Annotated in this window: 37 protein-coding genes; 1 reads left to right on the top strand and 36 read right to left on the bottom strand. The window is 47.6% G+C overall.

Annotated features, from left to right (window positions below):
* Positions 1–2: 2 nt before the first annotated feature.
* From AB1L17_RS25650 to rpsJ, 32 genes are all read right to left on the bottom strand, one after another.
* Entirely contained in the window at positions 3–875 is an 873-nt protein-coding gene (locus AB1L17_RS25650; protein WP_412847853.1) for an energy-coupling factor transporter ATPase, read from the bottom strand.
* Positions 851–1,702 carry an energy-coupling factor transporter ATPase gene (locus AB1L17_RS25645; protein WP_412847852.1) on the bottom strand — a complete coding sequence of 284 codons (852 nt, stop codon included), beginning with the start codon at positions 1,700–1,702 and terminating at the stop codon, positions 851–853. Before AB1L17_RS25645 ends, AB1L17_RS25650 begins: the two co-directional genes overlap by 25 nt.
* A 166-nt stretch (positions 1,703–1,868) precedes the next feature.
* Positions 1,869–2,228, bottom strand: a complete 360-nt coding sequence (gene rplQ / locus AB1L17_RS25640) for a 50S ribosomal protein L17 (RefSeq protein ID WP_012684000.1) — start codon at positions 2,226–2,228, stop codon at positions 1,869–1,871.
* Positions 2,229–2,284: 56 nt separating this feature from the next.
* The gene (locus AB1L17_RS25635) at positions 2,285–3,229 is read right to left on the bottom strand and encodes a DNA-directed RNA polymerase subunit alpha (RefSeq protein ID WP_017247057.1); all 945 of its coding nucleotides are present in this window, start codon (positions 3,227–3,229) and stop codon (positions 2,285–2,287) included.
* Between the two features lie 156 nt (positions 3,230–3,385).
* On the bottom strand, positions 3,386–3,787 hold the full coding sequence (rpsK, locus tag AB1L17_RS25630) for a 30S ribosomal protein S11 (protein WP_005828803.1): 402 nt from the start codon (positions 3,785–3,787) through the stop codon (positions 3,386–3,388).
* A gap of 16 nt (positions 3,788–3,803) precedes the next feature.
* A complete protein-coding gene (gene rpsM, locus AB1L17_RS25625) occupies positions 3,804–4,172 on the bottom strand; it encodes a 30S ribosomal protein S13 (RefSeq protein WP_412847851.1) in 369 nt (122 codons plus the stop codon).
* A gap of 21 nt (positions 4,173–4,193) precedes the next feature.
* Entirely contained in the window at positions 4,194–4,307 is a 114-nt protein-coding gene (gene rpmJ / locus AB1L17_RS25620; RefSeq protein WP_003333770.1) for a 50S ribosomal protein L36, read from the bottom strand.
* A 36-nt stretch (positions 4,308–4,343) separates the two neighbouring features.
* Positions 4,344–4,562, bottom strand: a complete 219-nt coding sequence (gene infA, locus AB1L17_RS25615; RefSeq protein ID WP_003333772.1) for a translation initiation factor IF-1 — start codon at positions 4,560–4,562, stop codon at positions 4,344–4,346.
* Positions 4,563–4,680: 118 nt separating this feature from the next.
* Complete coding sequence (map, locus tag AB1L17_RS25610; RefSeq protein ID WP_412847850.1) at positions 4,681–5,427, bottom strand: type I methionyl aminopeptidase; 747 nt, start codon at positions 5,425–5,427, stop codon at positions 4,681–4,683.
* A gap of 6 nt (positions 5,428–5,433) precedes the next feature.
* The gene (locus tag AB1L17_RS25605) at positions 5,434–6,078 is read right to left on the bottom strand and encodes an adenylate kinase (RefSeq protein WP_412847849.1); all 645 of its coding nucleotides are present in this window, start codon (positions 6,076–6,078) and stop codon (positions 5,434–5,436) included.
* Positions 6,079–6,139: 61 nt separating this feature from the next.
* A complete protein-coding gene (secY, locus tag AB1L17_RS25600; RefSeq protein ID WP_412847848.1) occupies positions 6,140–7,435 on the bottom strand; it encodes a preprotein translocase subunit SecY in 1,296 nt (431 codons plus the stop codon).
* Complete coding sequence (gene rplO, locus AB1L17_RS25595; RefSeq protein ID WP_007716272.1) at positions 7,435–7,875, bottom strand: 50S ribosomal protein L15; 441 nt, start codon at positions 7,873–7,875, stop codon at positions 7,435–7,437. The genes secY and rplO overlap by 1 nt, the downstream gene beginning before the upstream one ends.
* A gap of 33 nt (positions 7,876–7,908) precedes the next feature.
* Positions 7,909–8,094, bottom strand: coding sequence for a 50S ribosomal protein L30 (gene rpmD, locus AB1L17_RS25590; RefSeq protein ID WP_007716270.1), 186 nt, complete (start codon positions 8,092–8,094; stop codon positions 7,909–7,911).
* 16 nt (positions 8,095–8,110) lie between these two features.
* Positions 8,111–8,608 (bottom strand): 30S ribosomal protein S5, encoded by a 498-nt coding sequence (rpsE, locus tag AB1L17_RS25585; RefSeq protein ID WP_007716268.1) that lies wholly within the window; start codon positions 8,606–8,608, stop codon positions 8,111–8,113.
* A gap of 18 nt (positions 8,609–8,626) precedes the next feature.
* Positions 8,627–8,989, bottom strand: coding sequence for a 50S ribosomal protein L18 (gene rplR / locus AB1L17_RS25580; protein WP_412847847.1), 363 nt, complete (start codon positions 8,987–8,989; stop codon positions 8,627–8,629).
* 32 nt (positions 8,990–9,021) lie between these two features.
* On the bottom strand, positions 9,022–9,558 hold the full coding sequence (gene rplF / locus AB1L17_RS25575) for a 50S ribosomal protein L6 (protein WP_412847846.1): 537 nt from the start codon (positions 9,556–9,558) through the stop codon (positions 9,022–9,024).
* 35 nt (positions 9,559–9,593) lie between these two features.
* Positions 9,594–9,992 (bottom strand): 30S ribosomal protein S8, encoded by a 399-nt coding sequence (gene rpsH, locus AB1L17_RS25570; protein WP_012683992.1) that lies wholly within the window; start codon positions 9,990–9,992, stop codon positions 9,594–9,596.
* A 27-nt stretch (positions 9,993–10,019) separates the two neighbouring features.
* On the bottom strand, positions 10,020–10,205 hold the full coding sequence (locus AB1L17_RS25565; RefSeq protein WP_005828830.1) for a type Z 30S ribosomal protein S14: 186 nt from the start codon (positions 10,203–10,205) through the stop codon (positions 10,020–10,022).
* Between the two features lie 24 nt (positions 10,206–10,229).
* Positions 10,230–10,772, bottom strand: a complete 543-nt coding sequence (gene rplE / locus AB1L17_RS25560; protein WP_007716254.1) for a 50S ribosomal protein L5 — start codon at positions 10,770–10,772, stop codon at positions 10,230–10,232.
* A gap of 26 nt (positions 10,773–10,798) precedes the next feature.
* Positions 10,799–11,113 carry a 50S ribosomal protein L24 gene (gene rplX, locus AB1L17_RS25555; protein ID WP_007716253.1) on the bottom strand — a complete coding sequence of 105 codons (315 nt, stop codon included), beginning with the start codon at positions 11,111–11,113 and terminating at the stop codon, positions 10,799–10,801.
* 49 nt (positions 11,114–11,162) lie between these two features.
* Entirely contained in the window at positions 11,163–11,531 is a 369-nt protein-coding gene (gene rplN, locus AB1L17_RS25550; protein WP_012683990.1) for a 50S ribosomal protein L14, read from the bottom strand.
* Between the two features lie 41 nt (positions 11,532–11,572).
* Complete coding sequence (rpsQ, locus tag AB1L17_RS25545; RefSeq protein WP_012683989.1) at positions 11,573–11,839, bottom strand: 30S ribosomal protein S17; 267 nt, start codon at positions 11,837–11,839, stop codon at positions 11,573–11,575.
* 22 nt (positions 11,840–11,861) lie between these two features.
* Positions 11,862–12,059, bottom strand: a complete 198-nt coding sequence (gene rpmC / locus AB1L17_RS25540; protein ID WP_012683988.1) for a 50S ribosomal protein L29 — start codon at positions 12,057–12,059, stop codon at positions 11,862–11,864.
* Positions 12,049–12,483 (bottom strand): 50S ribosomal protein L16, encoded by a 435-nt coding sequence (gene rplP, locus AB1L17_RS25535; protein ID WP_007716249.1) that lies wholly within the window; start codon positions 12,481–12,483, stop codon positions 12,049–12,051. Before rplP ends, rpmC begins: the two co-directional genes overlap by 11 nt.
* A 2-nt stretch (positions 12,484–12,485) precedes the next feature.
* The gene (gene rpsC, locus AB1L17_RS25530; RefSeq protein WP_048035658.1) at positions 12,486–13,148 is read right to left on the bottom strand and encodes a 30S ribosomal protein S3; all 663 of its coding nucleotides are present in this window, start codon (positions 13,146–13,148) and stop codon (positions 12,486–12,488) included.
* A gap of 13 nt (positions 13,149–13,161) precedes the next feature.
* Entirely contained in the window at positions 13,162–13,494 is a 333-nt protein-coding gene (gene rplV, locus AB1L17_RS25525) for a 50S ribosomal protein L22 (protein ID WP_017247049.1), read from the bottom strand.
* Between the two features lie 29 nt (positions 13,495–13,523).
* Positions 13,524–13,805, bottom strand: coding sequence for a 30S ribosomal protein S19 (gene rpsS / locus AB1L17_RS25520; RefSeq protein WP_007716246.1), 282 nt, complete (start codon positions 13,803–13,805; stop codon positions 13,524–13,526).
* 49 nt (positions 13,806–13,854) lie between these two features.
* Positions 13,855–14,685, bottom strand: a complete 831-nt coding sequence (rplB, locus tag AB1L17_RS25515) for a 50S ribosomal protein L2 (RefSeq protein ID WP_007716245.1) — start codon at positions 14,683–14,685, stop codon at positions 13,855–13,857.
* Between the two features lie 32 nt (positions 14,686–14,717).
* Positions 14,718–15,008 carry a 50S ribosomal protein L23 gene (rplW, locus tag AB1L17_RS25510; RefSeq protein WP_007716243.1) on the bottom strand — a complete coding sequence of 97 codons (291 nt, stop codon included), beginning with the start codon at positions 15,006–15,008 and terminating at the stop codon, positions 14,718–14,720.
* Entirely contained in the window at positions 15,008–15,631 is a 624-nt protein-coding gene (rplD, locus tag AB1L17_RS25505) for a 50S ribosomal protein L4 (RefSeq protein WP_016742844.1), read from the bottom strand. Before rplD ends, rplW begins: the two co-directional genes overlap by 1 nt.
* Positions 15,632–15,651: 20 nt before the next feature.
* The gene (rplC, locus tag AB1L17_RS25500; protein ID WP_412847845.1) at positions 15,652–16,281 is read right to left on the bottom strand and encodes a 50S ribosomal protein L3; all 630 of its coding nucleotides are present in this window, start codon (positions 16,279–16,281) and stop codon (positions 15,652–15,654) included.
* A 149-nt stretch (positions 16,282–16,430) separates the two neighbouring features.
* On the bottom strand, positions 16,431–16,739 hold the full coding sequence (gene rpsJ, locus AB1L17_RS25495) for a 30S ribosomal protein S10 (RefSeq protein ID WP_005828858.1): 309 nt from the start codon (positions 16,737–16,739) through the stop codon (positions 16,431–16,433).
* A 356-nt stretch (positions 16,740–17,095) separates the two neighbouring features.
* On the opposite strand from rpsJ, the gene AB1L17_RS25490 reads away from it, so the two are divergent.
* A complete protein-coding gene (locus AB1L17_RS25490) occupies positions 17,096–17,494 on the top strand; it encodes a globin domain-containing protein (RefSeq protein ID WP_412847844.1) in 399 nt (132 codons plus the stop codon).
* 13 nt (positions 17,495–17,507) lie between these two features.
* Here the strand turns inward: AB1L17_RS25490 and AB1L17_RS25485 are convergent, their stop codons facing one another.
* From AB1L17_RS25485 to rpsG, 4 genes are all read right to left on the bottom strand, one after another.
* Positions 17,508–18,443: a DMT family transporter gene (locus tag AB1L17_RS25485; protein WP_412847843.1), complete on the bottom strand. Its 936-nt coding sequence runs from the start codon at positions 18,441–18,443 to the stop codon at positions 17,508–17,510.
* A 154-nt stretch (positions 18,444–18,597) separates the two neighbouring features.
* The gene (gene tuf, locus AB1L17_RS25480; protein ID WP_412847842.1) at positions 18,598–19,788 is read right to left on the bottom strand and encodes an elongation factor Tu; all 1,191 of its coding nucleotides are present in this window, start codon (positions 19,786–19,788) and stop codon (positions 18,598–18,600) included.
* A gap of 120 nt (positions 19,789–19,908) precedes the next feature.
* Positions 19,909–21,987 (bottom strand): elongation factor G, encoded by a 2,079-nt coding sequence (gene fusA / locus AB1L17_RS25475; protein ID WP_412847841.1) that lies wholly within the window; start codon positions 21,985–21,987, stop codon positions 19,909–19,911.
* Between the two features lie 69 nt (positions 21,988–22,056).
* Positions 22,057–22,527, bottom strand: coding sequence for a 30S ribosomal protein S7 (rpsG, locus tag AB1L17_RS25470; protein ID WP_007716226.1), 471 nt, complete (start codon positions 22,525–22,527; stop codon positions 22,057–22,059).
* Positions 22,528–22,547: the final 20 nt, after the last annotated feature.

The raw sequence follows: 22,547 nt of genomic DNA, 5'->3' as shown, positions 1-22,547 counted from the left end.
GCCTAGCCCTCCTTTGGTACGGACAGACGTTCCAGCAGATGGGCAATCAGCTCGTCCTCCCGATATAGGGAGCTTGGCAGACTATCCTTGTCCGGCAGCAATTGATTCATTTGTGATACGAGAGCTACCGTTTCCGGTACATCCAAAGACAGCTCTCGGAGACGATCCACTTGCATGAAAACTTCCTCCGGCTTCCCTTGCAAAGCTACCTGGCCTTGTGCCATCACAAGCAGATAGTCTGCATACCGGGCTGCCTCTTCCATGCTGTGCGTTACCAATAGCGTCGTGAGGTTTTGTTCCCGATGAATCCGGTAGATCCCTTCGAGAATCGATTGACGTCCCGCAGGATCAAGACCCGCAGTCGGTTCATCCAGTACCAGAACCTTCGGCTGCATGGCAAGAACACCAGCCAAAGCTACACGTCGCATTTGCCCACCACTCAAATGAAACGGTGAGCGATCCTTGATCGTGGCATAGTCCAATCCCACAATTTCAAGGGACTCCTTTACGCGTGCCTCCACCATTTCCGCAGGCAAGTCAAAGTTGAGCGGTCCAAAAGAAACATCCTTTCCAACTGTTTCTTCAAACAGCTGATGTTCAGGATATTGAAAGACGAGCCCAATATCACGCCTTTGAGCATGGGGTAAACGCCGCTTTGGAGTGATGACCTCATTACCCAGGGTAATCTGCCCTGCACTAGGCATCAGCAACCCGTTCAAATGCTGAATCAACGTTGACTTACCGGAGCCTGTGTGGCCAATAATTCCGACAAACGAGCCTGATGGGATCGTCAGGGAAATATTGTGTAAGGCAACTCTTTCGAACGGTGTTCCCTTTGCGTAGATATGGCTTACTTGGTCAAAAGTAATTTGCATACGTGCTCCACCAGCTCCTCTTGATGCAGGACAAACGGTACATCAATCCCTTTGGAATGAAGTGCATGTCGCAAGCGAACAACAAATGGTACGTCCAAACCTACCTGTTTCAATCGCTCCACCTGATTAAACACGTCACTCGGCTGACCTTCCATCAGGACTTCTCCAGCATTCATGACGATGACCTTATCAGAATAGATGGCTTCTTCGGGAAAGTGGGTAATGTTAATGATCGTGATTCCCTCGTCACGGTTCAGTTGACGAGCCAGATTCAACACTTCCTGTCTCCCTTGTGGGTCAAGCATTGCTGTCGCTTCATCCAAGATGATGACAGAAGGACGCATCGCCATAATCCCTGCGATCGCCACGCGTTGCTTTTGTCCACCAGACAGACGATGTGGTTGTGCAAGTAAATAAGACTCCATTCCAACTGAAACTAACGCCTCATCAATACGATCACGCATCTCTTTGGGATCGACACCCATATTTTCAAGCCCAAAGGCTACATCATCTTCCACAGTAGCCCCGACAATCTGATTGTCCGGATTCTGAAAGACCATGCCAACATGTCGTCGTATTTCCCAAAGCAGCTCCCCGTTTTTCGTATCCATTCCACCGATGAGTACATTGCCGCCTTCTGGTAGCAATAGAGCATTCATCAGCTTTGCCATCGTGGATTTGCCGGAACCGTTATGACCCAGGACGGATACAAAGGAACCTTTTTGAATCGTCAGGTCAACTCCTTGCAATACCGGAACCCGTTGGCCATCCTCACCATCGTAGGTATAAGAAACATCTCGCAATGCCAGCAGGTTTTCTTCATTCATGAGGCATTCACAACCTCCCCAGCCTTCACAGGGAACTGACTAGCAGGATTTCGATGAGAAAGGAAAAAAGGGTTGAATCAGAGTCCAGCCTATGACCAGATCTGCCCCCACCCTTTTCGCGGTAATTTACTAGACCGAAGTCTAGATAAACGACCTGTTACATGTATTAAACGAATTCGATGTACGCCATTGGAGCAGCGTCGCCACGGCGAGGGCCGGCTTTCAGGATACGAGTGTATCCACCGTTGCGCTCTTTGAAGCGAGGAGCGATTTCATCGAACAGTTTTTGAACAGCATCGCGGCCTTCTGCATTCGCAACTTCTTTGCGAACGAAAGCAGCAACTTGACGGCGAGCATGCAGATCGCCACGTTTCGCGAGCGTGATCATTTTTTCAGCGATTGGGCGGAGTTCTTTCGCCTTCATCTCTGTAGTTTCGATGCGCTCGTTGATGATCAGGTCTGTTACCAAGTCGCGGAACAGCGCTTTACGAGCTGAGCTACGACGACCCAATTTACGTTGTGCCATGTGGTTTACCTCCCTCTTAATCGAGAGAACAAAAGTTTGCTTCTTGGTTTGCTATTCTAATCGTCGCTGCGCAGGGACAGGCCCAGTTCAGCTAACTTTTCTTGAACTTCTTCAAGAGATTTGCGCCCCAGATTGCGTACTTTCATCATGTCCTCTTCGGTCTTCTGCGTCAGCTCTTGCACGGTATTAATACCGGCACGCTTCAAGCAGTTGTAGGAACGAACAGAGAGATCGAGCTCTTCGATAGTCATCTCCAAGACTTTCTCTTTCTTGTCCTCTTCCTTTTCCACCATGATTTCTGCATCCTTCGCCTCGTCAGTCAAACCGACAAACAGGTTCAGGTGCTCCGTCATGATTTTAGCGCCGAGACTTACGGCTTCTTCCGGACTGATGCTACCGTTAGTCCAAACCTCAAGTGTCAACTTATCATAGTTGGTCATTTGCCCTACACGGGTATTTTCCACTTGATAGTTAACGCGCTTGATCGGCGTGTAGATCGAATCAATCGGAATCACACCAATAGGCAGATCCTCAGATTTGTTTCCGTCTGATTGAACATAACCACGACCACGTCCAGCTGTCATGCGGATATGCAGACGACCGCCATTGGCCAACGTTGCAATATGAAGATCAGGGTTTAAGACCTCCACATCACTGTCAGCACGGATATCTCCCGCTTTGACAACGCCTTCGCCTTCTGCATCGATCTCGATTACTTTTTCTTCATCGGAATGGATCTTCAGCGCCAAGCCTTTGATGTTCAGGATGATCTCGGTTACATCTTCAACGACGCCTTCAATCGTAGAGAATTCGTGAAGAACCCCATCGATTTGAACAGTACGAACTGCCGCGCCTGGCAAGGACGAAAGAAGAATTCGTCTCAGCGAGTTGCCAAGGGTAGTTCCGTATCCGCGCTCTAGAGGTTCTACAACAAACTTTCCATACGAGTTGTCGTCGCTAACTTCCACAACCTCGATTTTTGGTTTTTCTATTTCTATCATTAAACAAACCCTCCTTCAAAACGTCGAAATCCTTGGGTGGGCCGCATACGTGCCCACTCAGGAATTTCCCCGGCGGTTTACCGTTTGCGTGCATGACAAGCTATAAATCAGAATTTACCATTCTAGTATGGACATGTTCTGAACGATATAAACCAGTTACACGCGGCGACGTTTTGGTGGACGGCAACCGTTGTGCGGAATTGGCGTCACGTCTTTAATCATGTTCACTTCAAGACCAGTTGCTTGCAGGGAACGGATCGCAGCTTCACGACCAGCACCTGGGCCTTTTACCGATACTTCAAGGGAACGCATACCGTGTTCCATAGCAACGCGTGCAGCCGCTTCAGCAGCCATTTGCGCAGCAAATGGAGTGCTTTTACGGGAGCCTTTGAAGCCGAGGGAACCAGCACTGGACCAAGAGATCGCGTTACCGTGTGGATCCGTGATAGTTACAATCGTGTTGTTGAAAGTAGAGCGGATGTGTGCTACGCCGACTTCAACATTTTTACGATCACGACGACGGGTACGAGTTGCAGTAGCCTGTTTTCTTTTCGCCATGTCAGTTTACCCTCCTTTACTTCTTCTTGTTTGCTACTGTACGGCGTGGACCTTTACGCGTACGAGCATTTGTTTTAGAACGTTGACCGCGAACTGGAAGTCCACGACGATGACGGATGCCACGGAAGCAACCGATTTCCATCAAACGCTTGATGTTGAGGGAGATCTCACGACGGAGGTCACCTTCCACCTTCACAGTTTTGTCGATGTACTCACGAAGTTTTGCAACTTCATCTTCTGTCAGATCGCGAACACGCGTGTTCGCATCTACACCAGTGGTGGACAGAATTTTTTGAGACGTGGGGCGGCCAATACCAAAAATGTAGGTAAGAGCAACTTCAACGCGTTTTTCGCGCGGCAAGTCTACGCCTGCAATACGTGCCATGTGTCAAAAGCACCTCCTTGTTTACCCTTGTTTTTGCTTATGCTTCGGATTTTCACAAATAACCATTACGTTACCTTTACGACGGATAACCTTGCATTTCTCGCAGATCGGTTTAACCGAAGGTCTCACTTTCATGGTTCTTGCCTCCCTTTTCTAGGGGTTTTGCTTACCTTATTTATAGCGGTACGTAATACGTCCGCGGGTTAAGTCATACGGCGACAATTCAACAGTTACTTTATCCCCCGGCAGGATACGGATAAAGTGCATGCGGATTTTTCCAGAGACATGAGCGAGGACTTTATGTCCATTCTCTAATTCTACTCGAAACATAGCGTTTGGCAAAGGTTCGATTACCGTACCTTCCACCTCAATAACATCATCTTTTGCCATGGTAAACTCTCCTTTCTTCTGCTCTTCAGTCGGACCATGAGTTTTGCGAAATGATCACACAACGAACTTATCGTCGACACGTTGGACGACAATCCCGAAGAACCCGGAACTACCGCTTTTAAATTCGTGTAAAAATCTCATAGCCATCTTCCGTAATCGCGATGGTGTGTTCAAAATGAGCACAAGTTTTCCGATCCACTGTTACTACCGTCCAATTGTCCTCCAATGTGCGGACATAACGTTCGCCGGCATTTACCATTGGCTCAATTGCCAACACCATGCCTGGTTTCAACCGTGGACCTCGATCAGGAGGCCCGTAGTTAGGAACCTGCGGATCTTCGTGCAAGTTTTGCCCGATCCCATGCCCCACATACTCGCGAACGAGTGTGAAACCGGCAGCTTCAGCATGAACCTGAATCGCATGAGAGATATCAGACAAGCGTGCACCCGGAATAGCTTTTTCAAGCCCCTTGTACAACGACTCTTCCGTTACTCTGAGCAGCTTTTCATTTTCAGCCGATATCTTACCGACCGGATACGTCCAAGCGGAGTCGCCATGGTAACCCTGAAACTGGGCACCGATGTCTACACTAATAATGTCTCCCTCTTGTAATATCCGTTTTCCTGGGATCCCGTGTACGAGTTCTTCATTGACTGAAGCACAGATACTTCCTGGAAAGCCACCGTAGCCTTTAAACGATGGAATTGCTCCCATGCTTCGAATAAAGGTCTCGGCAATTTCGTCAAGCTGCTTCGTCGTGACACCAGGCTTGATCGCCTTGGCCAGTTCTTGATGGGTGAGTGCGACGATACGACCAGCTTCGCGCATAACCTCAAGTTCTGCTTTCGACTTTAGGATAATCATTCGCAATTACCCTCGCAACAAAGACTTAATTTCCGCAAACACTACCTGGATATCTTGTTCTCCATCGATATCTCGCAGAAGTTCCTGTGCGGAGTAGTAGTCGATGAGTGGCTGTGTTTGAGCAATGTTTACATCAAGGCGTTGTGTTACCACTTCGATCTTGTCGTCTTCACGCTGATACAGCTTACCACCATCTTTATCACATACGCCAGCCTCTTTTGGAGGATTGAACATCGTGTGATAGCTAGCACCACAAACAGGGCAGATCCAGCGACCGGTCAGACGTTCAATCAATTGCTCGCGTTGAACGTTGATGTTAATTACATGGTCAATTTCGCGTCCCAGCTCTTTTACTGTAGCTGTCAACGCTTGTGCCTGAGGAACCGTGCGAGGAAAACCATCCAAGAGGAATCCCTTTTCGCAGTCTTCCATCGAAAGGCGTTCCCGCACAATACCAATAACGACCTCATCAGGGACGAGATGACCTTTATCCATATAGGATTTAGCCTCTAGTCCGAGCGGCGTTTCGTTTTTGACCGCAGCTCGGAACATGTCGCCTGTCGAAATGTGCGGGATGTCAAACTCTTGTACGATACGTTCTGCCTGAGTCCCTTTACCGGCTCCAGGCAGTCCCATAAGAATTATATTCACGTCCATTCCCTCCGTCCCATAAAGAAAAGCTATATTCGCTTTTCTTTAAACATCCAAGTCATTACTTGATAAACCCTTGGTAGTGGCGTTTGATCATCTGACTTTCAATCTGCTTCATTGTATCCAAGCATACCCCGACCACGATCAAGAGCGATGTACCGCCGATCGAAATGGACTGTGGCAAGCTTGCAATACTACTGAAGAAGAATGGCAAAATGGCAATTGTCATCAGGAACAAAGCACCCGCCAATGTTAACCGGTTTAATGTACGAGTAATGAATACCTCAGTGTTTTTACCAGGTCGGATACCAGGAATATAACCGCCGTTTTTTCTCATGTTTTCTGCCATTTGCACAGGATTAATCTGTACAAATGTGTAGAAATAGGTGAAGCCGAGAATCAAAATAGCGTAAAGTGTCATTCCAAGAGGTTTGTGCACTTGGAAGTTCTCATAAATCCAGTTAGCGAATCCTTGTCCAGATGCATCCACCCAGAACTGTGCAATCGTGGAAGGGAACATTACGAGCGATAGCGCAAAGATTACAGGAATAACACCAGCAGAGTTGATTTTCAGTGGAATGTGGGTAGATTGACCACCGTACATTTTGCGTCCAACTACTCGTTTAGCATATTGCACTGGAATCTTACGGATACCTTGCTGCATAAAGATAACCCCGACAACAATGGCGAGGACCACCAGTAGAATAAGCACGACTTTTACGATGCTGAAAAAGATGTTTTGAGCAGGGTCACCGAACTGCATGGTGTAAATCGTTGTAGCCGCATTAGGCAGTCCAGCAACGATCCCAGCAACGATAAGAATTGATATACCGTTACCGATACCCTTTTCGGTGATCTGTTCCCCCATCCACATCATGAATGCCGTCCCAGCTGTCAATGTCAACGCAATGAGCGCATAGCTGCTAATCGACGTATCGGTTAACAAGCCAGGTGTCATATTGTTGAATCCAATCGTCATCCCTACAGACTGAACCAGACCAAGGATGATGGTGGCGTAACGGGTAACGGTAGCAATCTTGCGACGGCCAACTTCCCCTTCACGTGCCCATTGCGTCAGCTTAGGTACTACATCCATTGACATCAGCTGCATGATAATCGACGCCGTAATATATGGCATGATACCCATAGCAAATATCGAATAGTTTTGCAGAGCTCCACCCGAGAAGGTGTTCAACAAGCCAAGTAATTGGTTTGCATTCTGCTGAAATAACTCGACGTTTACGTTAGGAACTGGTACAAAGCTTCCGATCCGGAAAACAACCAGCATCATGAGCGTAAAAAGGATCTTGCGACGTAAGTCGCTAATCTTAAAAATGTTAGTTAAGGACGCTAACATTAGATCACCTCGGTTGTTCCACCGACTTGAGCGATCTTCTCAGCAGCAGCTCCGGAGAACTTGTGAGCTTTTACAGTCAGCTTCACAGTGAGTTCACCGTTAGCAAGAACCTTAACACCGTCGCGCAGCGCGCTGATAACACCAGTTTCTTTCAACAGCTCAGGTGTTACTACAGTGCCCTCTTCGAAACGGTTCAGCGCGTCCAAGCTAACAATCGCAAATTCTTTGCGGGAGATGTTAGTGAAACCACGCTTAGGCAGACGACGGTACAATGGGTTTTGACCACCCTCAAAACCAGGGCGAACTCCGCCACCGGAACGAGCGTTTTGACCTTTGTGACCTTTACCGGCAGTTTTGCCAGTACCGCTACCGATACCGCGACCGATGCGCTTACGAGTGTGACGGGATCCTTCTGCAGGTTGCAGTTCATGCAATTTCATACGTTGCACCTCCTAACTAATTGAGATGATCAATTAAGCTTCTACTTCTTTCACTTCAACCAAGTGCTTCACTTTGAAAACCATTCCACGGATTGCAGCGTTATCTTCCTTCACTACAGTGGAGTTGATTTTGCGAAGACCCAGTGCTTTTACAGTATCTTGTTGGTCAACAGTGCGACCGATCAGGCTGCGTTTGAGGGTGATTTGCAATTTTGCCATGTTCATTCCCTCCTTATTAACCCAACAACTCGTCAACAGTCTTACCGCGCAATTTCGCGACATCTTCCGCTGTTTTCAGGCGACCGAGGCCTTCCAGCGTAGCGTTGACCATGTTGATAGGATTGTTGGAACCAAGAGACTTACTCAAAATATCGCCTACACCAGCCAGTTCGAGTACGGCACGAACAGGTCCACCAGCGATAACACCTGTACCAGGGGCAGCAGGCTTGATGAGAACCTTACCAGCGCCGAATTGGCACAGTACTTGGTGCGGAACAGTTGTTCCTCTCATCGGTACACGGATCAATTTTTTCTTAGCATCGTCAATCGCTTTGCGAATGGCGTCTGGAACTTCTTGAGCTTTACCCATACCAGCACCTACGTGGCCGTTACGGTCTCCCACAACAACCAAGGCGCTGAAGCTCATACGACGTCCACCTTTAACCGTTTTTGCTACACGGTTAACTGCGACTACTTTTTCTTCGAGCTCTAATTTGCTAGGGTCGATACGCATTCCTTACCCTCCTTGTTGTTAGAATTGCAGACCAGCTTCACGAGCTGCTTCTGCCAGTGCTTTAATACGTCCATGATAGATGTAACCACCGCGGTCAAAAATCACTTCAGTCGCACCTTTTTCTTGTGCACGCTTAGCGATCAGTGTGCCAACAGCTGTAGCAGCTTCCACGTTAGCGCCATTTTTCAGGCCCAGCTCTTTATCCAAAGAAGATGCAGATGCCAATGTTGCGCCTGTTGCATCGTCGATCAATTGAGCGTAGATGTGCTTAGAAGAACGGAATACGTTCAGACGCGGGCGAATGGTAGAACCAATCACGCGTTTGCGGATTCGCAGGTGACGTTTTTTCCGAGCTTTGTTTTTATCAGCTTTCGTAAACATTAAGCGGCCTCCTTTCTCATGAAGCTAGAAGCTTATTTACCTTTTTTACCTTCTTTACGGCGAACAACTTCATCGCTGTACTTGATACCTTTACCTTTGTATGGCTCAGGTTTACGCAAAGAACGGATTTCAGCCGCAACTTGGCCAACGCGCTCTTTGTTGATACCTTTTACCACCAAAGTGGTTTGGTTTGGTACATCGATTTCGATACCCTCTTCTGGAGTAACTTCCACTGGGTGGGAGAAACCAAGAGAGAGAGTAACACCGTTGCCAGACTTGGCAGCACGGTAACCTACACCGACCAGTTCCAGGGTACGAGTAAAGCCTTCGGATACGCCAGTTACCATGTTGGATACCAGCGCACGAGTTGTACCATGCAGGGAGCGGTGAAGTTTGTTATCGCTTGGACGCTCAACGACTACTTCGTTTTCAGCGATGTTGATTTTGATATCTTCATGGAAGCTACGAACGAGTTGACCCTTAGGGCCTTTTACCGTCAGCTCAGTACCGTTCAGAGTGAGGGTAACGCCTGCAGGGACCACGATCGGTTTTCTACCGACACGAGACATGTGGTGCACCTCCTGTGCTATTTACAATCTGTTAATTACCAAATGTATGCGAGAACTTCTCCACCTACATGAGCTTGACGAGCTTGCTTGTCAGTCATTACACCAGTGGATGTAGAGATGATCGCGCAACCGAGACCACCCAAAACCTTAGGTACTTCATTGTTTTTTGCATAAACACGAAGTCCTGGCTTGGAGATACGTTTCAGACCTGTGATGACACGCTCGTTGCCCGCACCATATTTCAGGAATACGCGGATGATTCCTTGTTTGTTGTCTTCAACAAACTCCGCATCGCGGATGAAGCCTTCTTCTTTCAGAATGCGCGCGATTTCCTTCTTGATGGTGGACGCCGGGATTTCCACTTTCTCGTGGCGAACCATGTTGGCGTTACGGATGCGAGTCAACATATCTGCGATTGGATCAGTCATAACCATGAGAGAAAACCTCCTTCCCGTTTCAAATTACCAGCTTGCTTTTTTCACGCCTGGAATTTGACCTTTATAAGCAAGTTCACGGAAGCAAATACGGCAGAGTTTGAATTTGCGCAATACGGAGTGAGGACGTCCGCAACGCTCGCAACGAGTGTACGCGCGTACTGCAAACTTCGGCTGCCGCTGTTGCTTGATGATCATTGATTTCTTTGCCACATTCTTCCCTCCTTACGAGTGGGTTTATTTACGGAATGGCATACCCATTTGAGTCAGCAACTCACGAGCTTCCTCATCCGTTTTCGCGGAAGTAACAATAACGATGTCCATACCACGAACTTTATCAATTTTATCGTACTCGATCTCAGGGAAGATCAGTTGTTCCTTCAGACCAAGTGTATAGTTACCGCGACCGTCAAATGCCTTGGAAGAAATTCCACGGAAGTCACGAACACGCGGGAGAGATACGTTCATCAATTTGTCGAGGAAGTGGTACATACGCTCGCCGCGCAGAGTAACCTTCGCACCGATCGGCATACCTTCACGCAATTTGAAACCCGCGATGGATTTCTTAGCCTTTGTTACTACAGGCTTTTGACCAGCGATGATTTGCAGGTCTTCAATTGCAGTATCCAAGGACTTAGCGTTAGCTACCGCTTCGCCAACACCCATATTGATGATGATCTTTTCTACTTTCGGCACTTGCATGATGGAAGTATAGTTGAACTTGCTCATCAAACCAGGCACGATTTCGCTCGTATACTTTTCTTTCAATCTTGTTGCCATCTAGGATATCCTCCTTTCCAACCTGACTACTTGTCGAGTACTTCGCCAGACTTTTTCGCGTACCGAACTTTCTTGCCGTTATCCAAAACTTTGTAACCGATGCGAGTAGCTTTTCCGGACTTCGGATCGATCAAAGATACGTTGGATACGTGAATAGCTGCTTCTTGAGTCACAATGCCACCTTGCGGGTTAGCTTGGGACGGACGGCTATGTTTCTTCACGAGGTTGATACCTTCAACCAGAACGCGTTCTTTCTTTGGATAAGCAGCGAGAACGCGACCTTTTTTGCCTTTATCTTTGCCCGCATTTACGATAACAGTGTCGCCTTTTTTAACGTGCATCGCTTGGTGCACCTCCTATCGAACAAACTGCCTGAGTTTTGCCGTTCAATTAGATAACCTCTGGAGCCAGAGAGATGATCTTCATGAAATCCTTATCGCGGAGCTCACGAGCCACAGGTCCAAAGATACGAGTACCACGTGGGGATTGATCGTCTTTGATAACTACAGCTGCATTTTCATCGAAACGGATGTAAGAACCATCGTTACGACGAACGCCACTTACTGTGCGTACTACTACCGCTTTAACTACTTGACCTTTCTTGACAACGCCGCCGGGTGTAGCGGATTTTACGGAGCACACGATAACATCACCGATGTTCGCCGTTTTACGACCGGAACCACCCAGAACCTTGATGCACATGAGTTCCTTTGCACCGGAGTTGTCAGCAACAGCCAATCTCGTCTGAGTTTGGATCATTTACTGTTCCTCCTTCCGGAATTAATATCCGAAAATCTGACTTATACGATTACTGCCTCTTCGACGATACGTACCAAACGGAAACGCTTGTCTTTAGACAATGGACGAGTTTCCATGATTTCTACGATGTCGCCCACTTTTGCCGTATTGTTCTCGTCGTGAGCCTTGAACTTTTTCGAGAATTTCATGCGTTTGCCGTACAAAGGATGTGTCTTGTAAGTTTCAACAAGAACAACAATGGTTTTATCCATCTTGTCGGAAACAACGCGACCTACAACGGTTCGACGCATATTGCGATCTGCGGTCATCGTTCAAACCTCCTTCCTATAATTAGCCGATTCCCAATTCTCTCTGGCGCAGGACGGTTTTCGCACGAGCAATATCCTTACGCACTTGTTTGATACGAGATGTGGTTTCGAGTTGACCCGTAGCCAGCTGGAAACGAAGGTTGAACAACTCTTCTTTCAAAGAAGTAACGTTTTGTTCGATCTCGGCAGTGGTCAAATTACGGTACTCATTAGCCTTCATGTGCGTCACCACCCACTTCTTCACGCTTCACGAACTTGCACTTGATAGGCAGTTTGTGCATAGCCAGACGCATAGCTTCGCGAGCGACTTCTTCAGGAACACCAGCAAGTTCAAACATGATCTTGCCTGGCTTCACTACCGCTACCCATTTCTCAGGAGAACCTTTACCGGAACCCATGCGGACTTCGAGCGGTTTTTGTGTTACTGGTTTATCAGGGAAGATTTTAATCCATACTTTACCACCACGTTTGATGTAACGAGTCATCGCGATACGAGCTGCCTCGATCTGACGGTTAGTTACCCAAGATGGTTCCATTGCTTGCAATCCGTATTCACCGAACGCAACAGTAGTACCGCCTTTTGCGTTACCTGCCATTTTCCCGCGGTGTTGTTTACGGTGTTTCACGCGTTTTGGCGTCAACATGATTACTTGCCTCCTTCCTCAGTAGCGACGTTCTTTCTCGCTGGAAGGACTTCTCCACGATAGATCCACACTTTTACACCGATGCGACCATAAGTGGTATGTGCTTCAGCAGTACCGTAGTCGATGTCAGCGCGCAATGTGTGAAGCGGAACAGTACCTTCGCTGTAACCTTCAGAACGTGCGATGTCCGCGCCGCCAAGACGACCGCTTACCAAGGTTTTGATACCTTTAGCACCAGAGCGCAGCGTACGAGTGATCGATTGCTTTTGCGCACGGCGGAAAGAAATGCGGTTTTCCAATTGGCGTGCAATATTTTCAGCTACCAGAGTAGCATCCAAATCCGGACGTTTGATTTCATTGATATTGATATGAACGCGTTTGCCAGTCAGTTCAGTCAAGGATTTACGCAGAGTTTCAACCTCAGCTCCACCTTTACCAATTACCATACCAGGCTTAGCGGTGTGAATCGTAACGTTCACGCGATTAGCTGCGCGTTCGATTTCGATCGTGGATACAGCAGCATCTTTCAGACGCCCTTTTACATACTTACGGATTTTCAAGTCTTCGTGCAACAGAGTTGCGAAGTCCTTGTCAGCGTACCATTTGGACTCCCAGTCACGAATGACACCGATCCGAAGACCTACCGGGCTTACCTTTTGACCCACACGTAATCCCTCCTTATTTCTCGTTTAGTACCACTGTGATGTGGCTCGTGCGTTTATGGATGCGGCTAGCGCGACCCATAGCGCGCGGACGGAAACGCTTCAACGTAGGACCTTGGTCTACGAAGATTTTACCCACTACCAAGCTGTTTGGATCCAGCTCATAGTTGTGCTCAGCGTTTGCAATAGCCGACTTCAGGAGCTTTTCAACAACTGGAGAAGCTGCTTTAGGCGTGTGTTTCAAGATCGCCAAAGCTTCACCTACTTGCTTGCCTCTGATCAAGTCAACCACCAGGCGGACTTTACGAGACGCGATGCGAATATTGCGTGCAACTGCTTTTGCTTCCATCTTTGTACCTCCTCTCTGTCAAGAGAAAATTAGCGCTTCTTGGACTTCTTGTCGTTGTCGACGTGACCCTTGAAGGTACGAGTTGGTGCGAATTCACCCAATTTATGACCAACCATGTCTTCCGATACGTATACAGGTACATGTTTGCGGCCATCGTAAACTGCAAACGTGTGTCCTACGAAATCAGGGAAGATGGTGGAACGGCGAGACCATGTTTTGATCACGCGTTTCTCGTTCTTTTCATTTTGCTCGTCAACTTTTTTCATCAAGTGGTCATCCACGAAAGGACCCTTTTTTAAGCTACGTCCCATTAGTGAACCTCCCTTCGCCAAAGGCGTTCGGTTATAGTATCAGCCTACCTTACTTCTTGCGGCGGCGGATGATGTATTGGTCGGACTTGTTCTTCTTCTTACGAGTCTTGAGACCCAGGGTTGGTTTACCCCAAGGAGTAACAGGAGCCTTACGACCGATTGGAGCGCGACCTTCACCACCACCGTGTGGGTGATCGTTAGGGTTCATTACGCTACCGCGAACAGTTGGACGGATACCCAACCAGCGGGAACGTCCTGCTTTACCGATGTTCAGCAATTCGTGATCTTGGTTACCTACTTGACCGATTGTAGCGCGGCATACGTTATGAATGCGGCGAGTTTCACCGGAAGACAGGCGAACGATTACGAATTCACCATCACGACCAAGCAATTGAGCAGAAGTACCAGCAGCGCGAACCAATTGGCCACCTTTACCAGGTTTCAGCTCGATGTTGTGGATGGTAGTACCTACCGGGATTTTCTCCATTGGCAGTGCGTTACCGATTTTGATGTCGGCATCTGCTCCGGATACAATCTGGTCGCCCACTTTCAGGTTTTGTGGAGCGATAATGTAACGCTTTTCACCGTCTGCATAGTTGATCAGCGCGATGTTAGCGGAACGGTTTGGATCGTATTCAATGGTTGCTACGCGACCAATGATACCATCTTTGTTACGTTTGAAGTCGATAATACGGTATTTACGTTTATGACCGCCACCTTGATGACGAACGGTAATTCTACCTTGGTTGTTGCGACCAGCTTTTTTGCTGAGAGGCGCCAACAAGGATTTTTCGGGAGTCGACGTGGTGATCTCCTCGAAAGTAGAAACCGTCATTTGGCGACGACCAGGAGAAGTCGGTTTAAACTTTTTGATACCCATGTTAATACCCTCCTTTTCGGTAGTCGTCGAGGTTATACTCCCTCGTAGAAGGCCAATTCTTTGCTGTCATCAGTCAGCTTAACGATTGCTTTCTTCCACTCGGACGTGTAACCGGAGTATTTTCCGTAGCGTTTTGGTTTTGCAGGTACACGAACTGTGTTAACTGCTTCTACTTTTACGCCAAATACTTTTTCAACAGCTTGTTTGATTTCTGTTTTGTTGGCTTTGAGAGGCACTTCAAAAACGTACTTTTTCTCAGCCATCATATCAGTGGTGCGCTCGGTAATGACAGGGCGTTTAAGGACATCATGCAAGCTCTTCATTATGCGAGCACCTCCTCTACTTTCGCAACCGCTTCTTTCGTCACGATTACTTTGTCATGCGCTACCAGATCAAGAACGTTAATGCCTGCAGCATCTACGATTTTTGCACCTGGGATATTGCGGGAAGCGAGCGCTACGTTTTGGTCGTACTCGGAAGTAACGATCAGAACTTTGCGATCTACTTTCAGGCTGCTGAGTACAGCAGTCATTTCCTTGGTTTTAGGAGCTGCGAAGTTCAGAGCTTCCAGTACCAAGAGTTCGTTGTTTTGTACTTTCGTGGAGAGTGCGGATTTCAGTGCCAGACGACGAACTTTACGGTTCAGTTTGTAACCGTATTTGCGCGGAGTTGGACCGAATACAACACCGCCACCTTTCCATTGCGGAGAGCGAATGGAACCTTGGCGTGCACGACCTGTACCTTTTTGGCGCCATGGCTTGCGGCCACCACCACGTACTTCAGAACGGTTCTTTACATCATGTGTACCTTGGCGTTGGGATGCTTGTTGCATCACGATCGCATCGTACAGAACTGCGCTGTTAGGCTCAATCCCAAATACGCTGTCTGCCAGATCGATTTCGCCAACTTGAGAACCGGTTTGGTTATAAAGAGCTACTTTCGGCATGTCAGTTCCTCCTTTCCTTACTAGTTCTTCTTGACTGCCGTGGATACCAGTACGCAGCTGTTTTTCGGACCAGGCACGGAGCCTTTTACGAGAACCAGATTGCGTTCTGCATCTACTTTAATTACTTCCAGGTTTTGAATGGTAACGTTGTCGCCACCCATTTGACCTGGCAGGGTTTGACCTTTAAATACGCGGTTCGGAGCTACAGCACCCATGGAACCTGGACCGCGATGGTAACGCGAACCGTGAGCCATAGGACCGCGGGATTGATTGTGACGTTTGATCGCACCTTGGAAACCTTTACCCTTGGATACGCCAGCTACGTCAACCATTTCTCCCTCGGCAAAAATGTCAGCCTTCAACTCTTGACCAACCTCGTAATCAGCGAGGTTAACTCCGCGAATTTCGCGAACGAAGCGCTTAGGAGCAGTGTTAGCTTTTGCTGCATGGCCTTTTTCCGGCTTGTTAGCGCGCTGTTCTTTTTTGTCTTCGAAGCCGATTTGAATCGCTTCATAACCGTCGTTCGCAACGTCTTTCTTCTGAAGAACTACGTTAGAACCTACTTCGATAACCGTTACAGCAGTCGCTGTTCCGTTTGGACCAAAAACTTGAGTCATGCCAAGTTTTTTCCCTAAGATTCCTTTGGTCATTTGTGCCACCTCCTGTGCTTATTTCAGTAAAACGTTTTTATGTTGTATCAAGTCCCCATCGATGCGCAGGGGTGCCATTTTAAGGGTTTGTTGCTTGGTATAACACGCTTATCAAGACAACGTCTGCGCGTGTATCGCTTTTTGGGACCTTACAGTTTAATCTCGATATCCACACCAGATGGCAGATCCAGACGCATCAAAGCATCTACTGTTTGTGGTGTTGGGTTCAAGATGTCGATCAAACGTTTGTGTGTACGCATCTCGAATTGCTCACGAGAATCTTTGTACTTATGAACCGCACGCAGGATCGTGTAAACTGCTTTCTCCGTAGGGAGTGGAATTGGACCGGATACGTTAGCACCGGAACGCTTTGCAGTGTCCACAATTTTTTCTGCGGACTGATCCAGGATTTTGTGATCATACGCCTTCAAACGAATACGAATCTTTTGCTTTGCCATTGAAGTCCCTCCTTTTTCGCCCATTTTTTAAACAGACATTTCTCCGTGGAAATATCCTGCACCCCGGTCATGGCAAAGGGGCCGGGTGTGTCAGCAACCTCCCACATCATCGCAAGTCCATGACCAACATTCAATATTGTACTAAAAAGATCTGGGCAACGCAAGTTTTTTCTTGGGTTTCCGCATATTTTTTTGTACATGGTGTGCCTACTGAATGGCTCACCTTGATCATCTTACAGATTTCCGGGAAGAAAGGCAAGCGGGATTACCTACCAACTCTTCGCGCAGTCTTTCTATAATAGAAGAAAGACGTTATACTTATGGTTGTAATCGTAATGAAATGGAGGTTTTCCTCATTGTCTGATGCAAATCAAACCCCATATGAAATCATCGGCGGTGCAGATACATTAGCCCGTCTTGTCGATACCTTTTACGATCTAGTTAAGCAGCATCCAGACATCACTGATCTCTTCCCTGACGATTTAACCGAAGTGAAAGAGCGTCAATATCAGTTTTTGACGCAGTTTCTTGGTGGTCCAACTCTATACTCCGACGCACATGGACATCCGATGCTGCGTGCACGACATATGAAATTCCCTATTGGACCTACTCAAGCAGAGGCTTGGCTGTCTTGTATGGATAAAGCGATGGATCAGACTGGACTAGAAGGTGACACTCGCAAGCATATCTTTGATCGCTTGCGCTTAACCGCCCACCATATGGTCAATAAATGGGATGAACAAGAAAAAGCGTAGGACTATTACTGTCCTACGCTTTCGTTGTTATTTCAGGAGTAGCCGCCGTACTGGTGGCTTTCGGTCTTACTAGACTCCGCGAGCCCAAATAAACACCACCTACTATCATACACAGGGCCAATAAGTGTACGAGTTGAAGGCTTTCTCCCAGGAATATCGCCGCAAATACTAAGCTGGCCATTGGCATTCCGTTAAGAAAAACAGCCGTCCGACTTGCCCCCAGCTGGCGTATTCCATAGTTCCAGCCTATTGAACCAAGCGCAGTTGATAGCGCACCTGATGTGAAAATCACAAGCCATTGGAATGAAGAAACATCCAAAGAGAGATAATAAGATGCCGGTTGGACAGTCAATGCTACTCCCCACAAGAAGAAGACCCCAAACGATTGCGATAAAGCTGTAATTAAGAGAACAGGTACACCTCTTACAACCAATTTCCGTATCAGTAATCCACCCGTTACATACATGAGCATAGAGAAAAACATAATCGCATCTCCCCAGCCATTCACATGAAGACCACCATGTTGAGAGATGACCACAATCAATACTCCTGTAAAGCCCATTCCAATGCCAAGTCCTTTTCTCCACGACATGCCTTCTCCTAAGAAAAGCATGGCCAAGAGTGCCGTTGCCAATGGATTTAATCCAAGAATGAGCGATGCATTTCCTGCCGTTGTGTATTGAACACCCGCAGCCAGCGTAATTTGATGAAGGGCGATGGAACTGGCGCCGACTCCCGCTAACAAAAGCCAATCCGTTTTGCTAAAACGCAAACTCTTTCTGTTTAAGAAGATGATTGGCGACAAACATATTCCACCCACCGTCATGCGCATGGCAGCAACATATAATGGAGGAAACGTCGTTAAGTATTTGACCATGACTACGTTCAAGCCCCACAGCGTGACAACACCCGCTAGCATAAGAAACAATAATCGCTCATTATTTTTCATCTCTACTATCCCCCATCCAATCCTGATGGTATTGTAGCACATAGCTGCGAGAGGCAAATTGAATGATTTTGATGGGAGTTATTTAAAAATTCGATATAAGAACATAAAAAAACCCGACAACCAAAGTTGTCGGGTTTTTGTGTATCAGTATAACTTACGCGTCGATAGAAGCTACAACGCCAGCGCCTACTGTACGGCCACCTTCGCGGATCGCGAAGCGAGTACCTTGTTCCATCGCTACTGGAGCGATCAGTTCTACAGTGAACTCAGTGTTGTCGCCAGGCATGATCATTTCAACGCCTTCTGGCAGTTGGATGATACCTGTTACGTCAGTTGTACGGAAGTAGAATTGTGGACGGTAGTTAGCAAAGAAAGGAGTGTGACGTCCGCCTTCTTCTTTGGACAGAACGTAAACTTCTGCTTTGAACTTAGTGTAAGGCTTAACGGAACCTGGTTTCGCCAAGCATTGTCCACGCTCGATGTCGTTACGGTCTACACCGCGCAGCAGAGCACCGATGTTGTCACCAGCTTGAGCTTGATCCAGCAATTTGCGGAACATCTCAACACCAGTTACAGTTGTGGATTTTGTTTCTTCAGCCAGACCAATGATTTCTACTTGGTCACCAACTTTAACGATACCGCGCTCTACACGACCAGTAGCAACAGTACCACGACCAGTGATCGTGAACACGTCCTCTACAGGCATCAGGAACGGCTTGTCAGTTGCACGCTCAGGAGTTGGGATGTAAGTGTCAACCGCTTCCATCAGTTCAGCGATTTTCTTAGCCCACTCGCCAGTTGGGTTGTCCAAAGCTTCTTTAGCAGAACCTTTGATTACTGGAGTGTCGTCACCTGGGAACTCATATTGAGACAACAGGTCACGGATTTCCATTTCAACCAGTTCCAACAACTCTTCATCGTCTACCATGTCGCATTTGTTCATGAATACTACGATGTAAGGTACGCCTACTTGCTTGGAGAGCAGGATGTGCTCGCGAGTTTGTGGCATAGGGCCATCAGCTGCGGATACAACCAGGATTGCGCCGTCCATTTGAGCAGCACCAGTAATCATGTTTTTCACGTAGTCAGCGTGACCAGGGCAGTCAACGTGAGCATAGTGACGGTTGTCAGTTTCGTACTCAACGTGTGCTGTGTTGATTGTGATACCGCGCTCTTTTTCTTCTGGAGCAGCGTCAATCGCAGCATAGTTCATAGCTTGTGCTTTACCTTGTTGTGCCAATACAGTTGTAATAGCAGCAGTCAGGGTAGTTTTACCATGGTCAACGTGACCGATAGTACCAATGTTAACGTGTGGTTTATTACGCTCAAATTTCGCTTTTGCCATGAGAGAAAAGCCTCCTTATAGATAAGGGTTTTATGGTTTGAAGAAAGGTTTACCTTACGAATGGTTGTCCCTTCAATATTGTAAACCTTTCTGATTGCAAGATAAAGTCGTAACCTGTAATTATTCGCCTTTAGATTTCTTGATGATCTCTTCAGCGATGAATTTAGGTACTTCTTCGTAATGGTCGATCACCATGGAGTAAACGCCACGGCCTTGGGTACGGGAACGAAGAACTGTGGAGTATCCGAACATCTCGGACAGTGGTACCATCGCACGGATTACTTGTGCATTTGCACGAGCTTCCATACCTTCGATACGACCGCGGCGAGAGTTCAGGTCACCCATTACGTCACCCATGTACTCTTCAGGCATTGTAACTTCTACTTTCATGATTGGCTCGAGAAGTACAGCGCCACATTTTTTCGCAGCTTCCTTCAATGCGAGGGAACCTGCTACTTTAAATGCCATCTCGTTGGAATCGACGTCATGGTAGCTACCGTCTACGATAGTAGCTTTGATATCAACCAGCGGGAAGCCGGCGATAACACCATTTTTCATCGATTCTTCGATACCCGCTTGAACAGCAGGGATGTATTCGCGTGGTACTACACCACCAACGATTTTGTTTTCGAATTGGAAGCCTTGACCAGCTTCGAGTGGAGCAAATTCCACCCAAACGTGACCGTATTGACCACGACCACCGGACTGACGAACGAATTTACCTTCCACTTTAGCTGCGTTACGGAATGTTTCACGGTAAGCAACCTGTGGAGCACCTACGTTCGACTCGACTTTAAATTCGCGTTTCAGACGGTCTACGATAATCTCCAGGTGAAGCTCACCCATACCGGAGATGATTGTTTGACCAGTCTCTTCATCTGTGCGAGTTCTGAACGTTGGATCCTCTTCAGCCAGCTTGGACAGGCCGATACCCATCTTGTCTTGGTCTGCTTTGGATTTAGGTTCGATCGCAACAGAGATAACTGGCTCTGGGAAGTCCATAGACTCGAGGATTACAGGAGCCTTTTCATCACACAGAGTATCACCAGTAGTTGTATCTTTCAAACCTACAGCTGCTGCAATGTCACCGGAGTAAACCGTTGTGATCTCTTCACGGTGGTTTGCGTGCATTTGCAGGATACGGCCAACGCGCTCACGTTTACCCTTGGTAGAGTTGAGAACGTAAGAACCGGAGTTCAGTACACCGGAGTATACGCGGAAGAATGTCAAACGACCAACATACGGGTCAGTCATGATCTTGAACGCAAGAGCAGAGAACGGACCGTTGTCGTCAGCTGGACGATCAACTTCATCTTCAGTATCTGGCAATGTACCTTTAATTGCAGGGATATCTACCGGAGACGGCAGGTAAGCAACTACGTTGTCCAGCATAGGCTGAACACCTTTGTTCTTGTAAGAAGAACCGCACATTACCGGCGTCAGTTTGCAATCGATAGTACCCTTACGCAGAGCAGCACGGATTTCGTCGTTGGTCAGCTCTTCGCCTTCCAAGTACTTCATCATGAGCTCTTCGTCTTGTTCTGCAGCTGCCTCAACCATCGCCATACGAAGTTCTTCGCAACGAGCGAGCAGGTCAGCAGGGATTTCAGCGGAGTCAGAAGTTTTACCCAAATCATCGGTATATACGATTGCCTTCATTTCGATCAGGTCAACCATACCTTTGAATTGATCTTCTGCACCGATTGGATATTGGATAGCTACAGGATTTGCACCCAGGCGAGATTTGATCTGACCCAAGCACATATCAAAGTTAGCACCCATGATATCCATTTTGTTGATGTAGCACATGCGCGGTACGCCATAGCGGTCAGCTTGGCGCCATACGGTTTCGGTTTGCGGCTCAACGCCACCTTTTGCGTCAAAAACGGTTACAGCACCGTCAAGAACGCGCAGGGAGCGCTCAACTTCTACAGTGAAGTCTACGTGGCCTGGCGTGTCGATGATGTTGATTCGATGGCCATTCCATTGAGCAGTAGTAGCAGCCGAAGTGATCGTAATACCGCGCTCTTGCTCTTGTTCCATCCAGTCCATGGTTGCTGCACCTTCGTGCACCTCACCAATTTTATGAACGCGACCAGTGTAGAACAGAATACGCTCAGTAGTCGTCGTCTTACCAGCATCGATGTGAGCCATGATACCGATATTACGCGTATTCGGCAAAGAGAACTCGCGAGCCATTAGGTATGCTCCTTCCATACTCGAGTTTGAGAATAAACGGGTATCCAAAACGGACACCCGATTCAATTTCTACCAGCGATAGTGAGCAAACGCTTTGTTCGCTTCAGCCATCTTGTGCGTGTCTTCACGCTTTTTAACTGCTGCACCGGTGTTGTTAGCAGCGTCCATGATCTCGTTAGCAAGACGTTGTTCCATGGTTTTCTCTCCACGGTTACGGGAGTAGTTAACCATCCAACGCAGACCAAGAGTGGTACGGCGCTCCGGTTTTACTTCGATTGGTACTTGGTAGTTAGCACCACCTACACGGCGAGCTTTAACTTCCAGTACTGGCATTACGTTTTTCAGTGCTTCTTCAAACACTTCCATCGGGTTGCGACCTGTGCGCTCCTGGATGATGTCAAATGCGTTGTAGAGAATGTTCTGAGCTACACCGCGCTTACCATCCAACATCAGGCGGTTAATCAAGCGAGTAACCAACTTGCTGTTGTGAATAGGATCAGGCAGCACGTCACGACGGGTTACAGGACCTTTACGAGGCATCGTATTCCCTCCTTCTTTTC

The sequence above is a fragment of the Brevibacillus jepli genome, assembly GCF_047229145.1.
Taxonomy (GTDB): domain Bacteria; phylum Bacillota; class Bacilli; order Brevibacillales; family Brevibacillaceae; genus Brevibacillus.
Note: the sequence above shows the minus strand (reverse complement) of the source record. Positions and strands in the feature narration are given on the sequence as shown.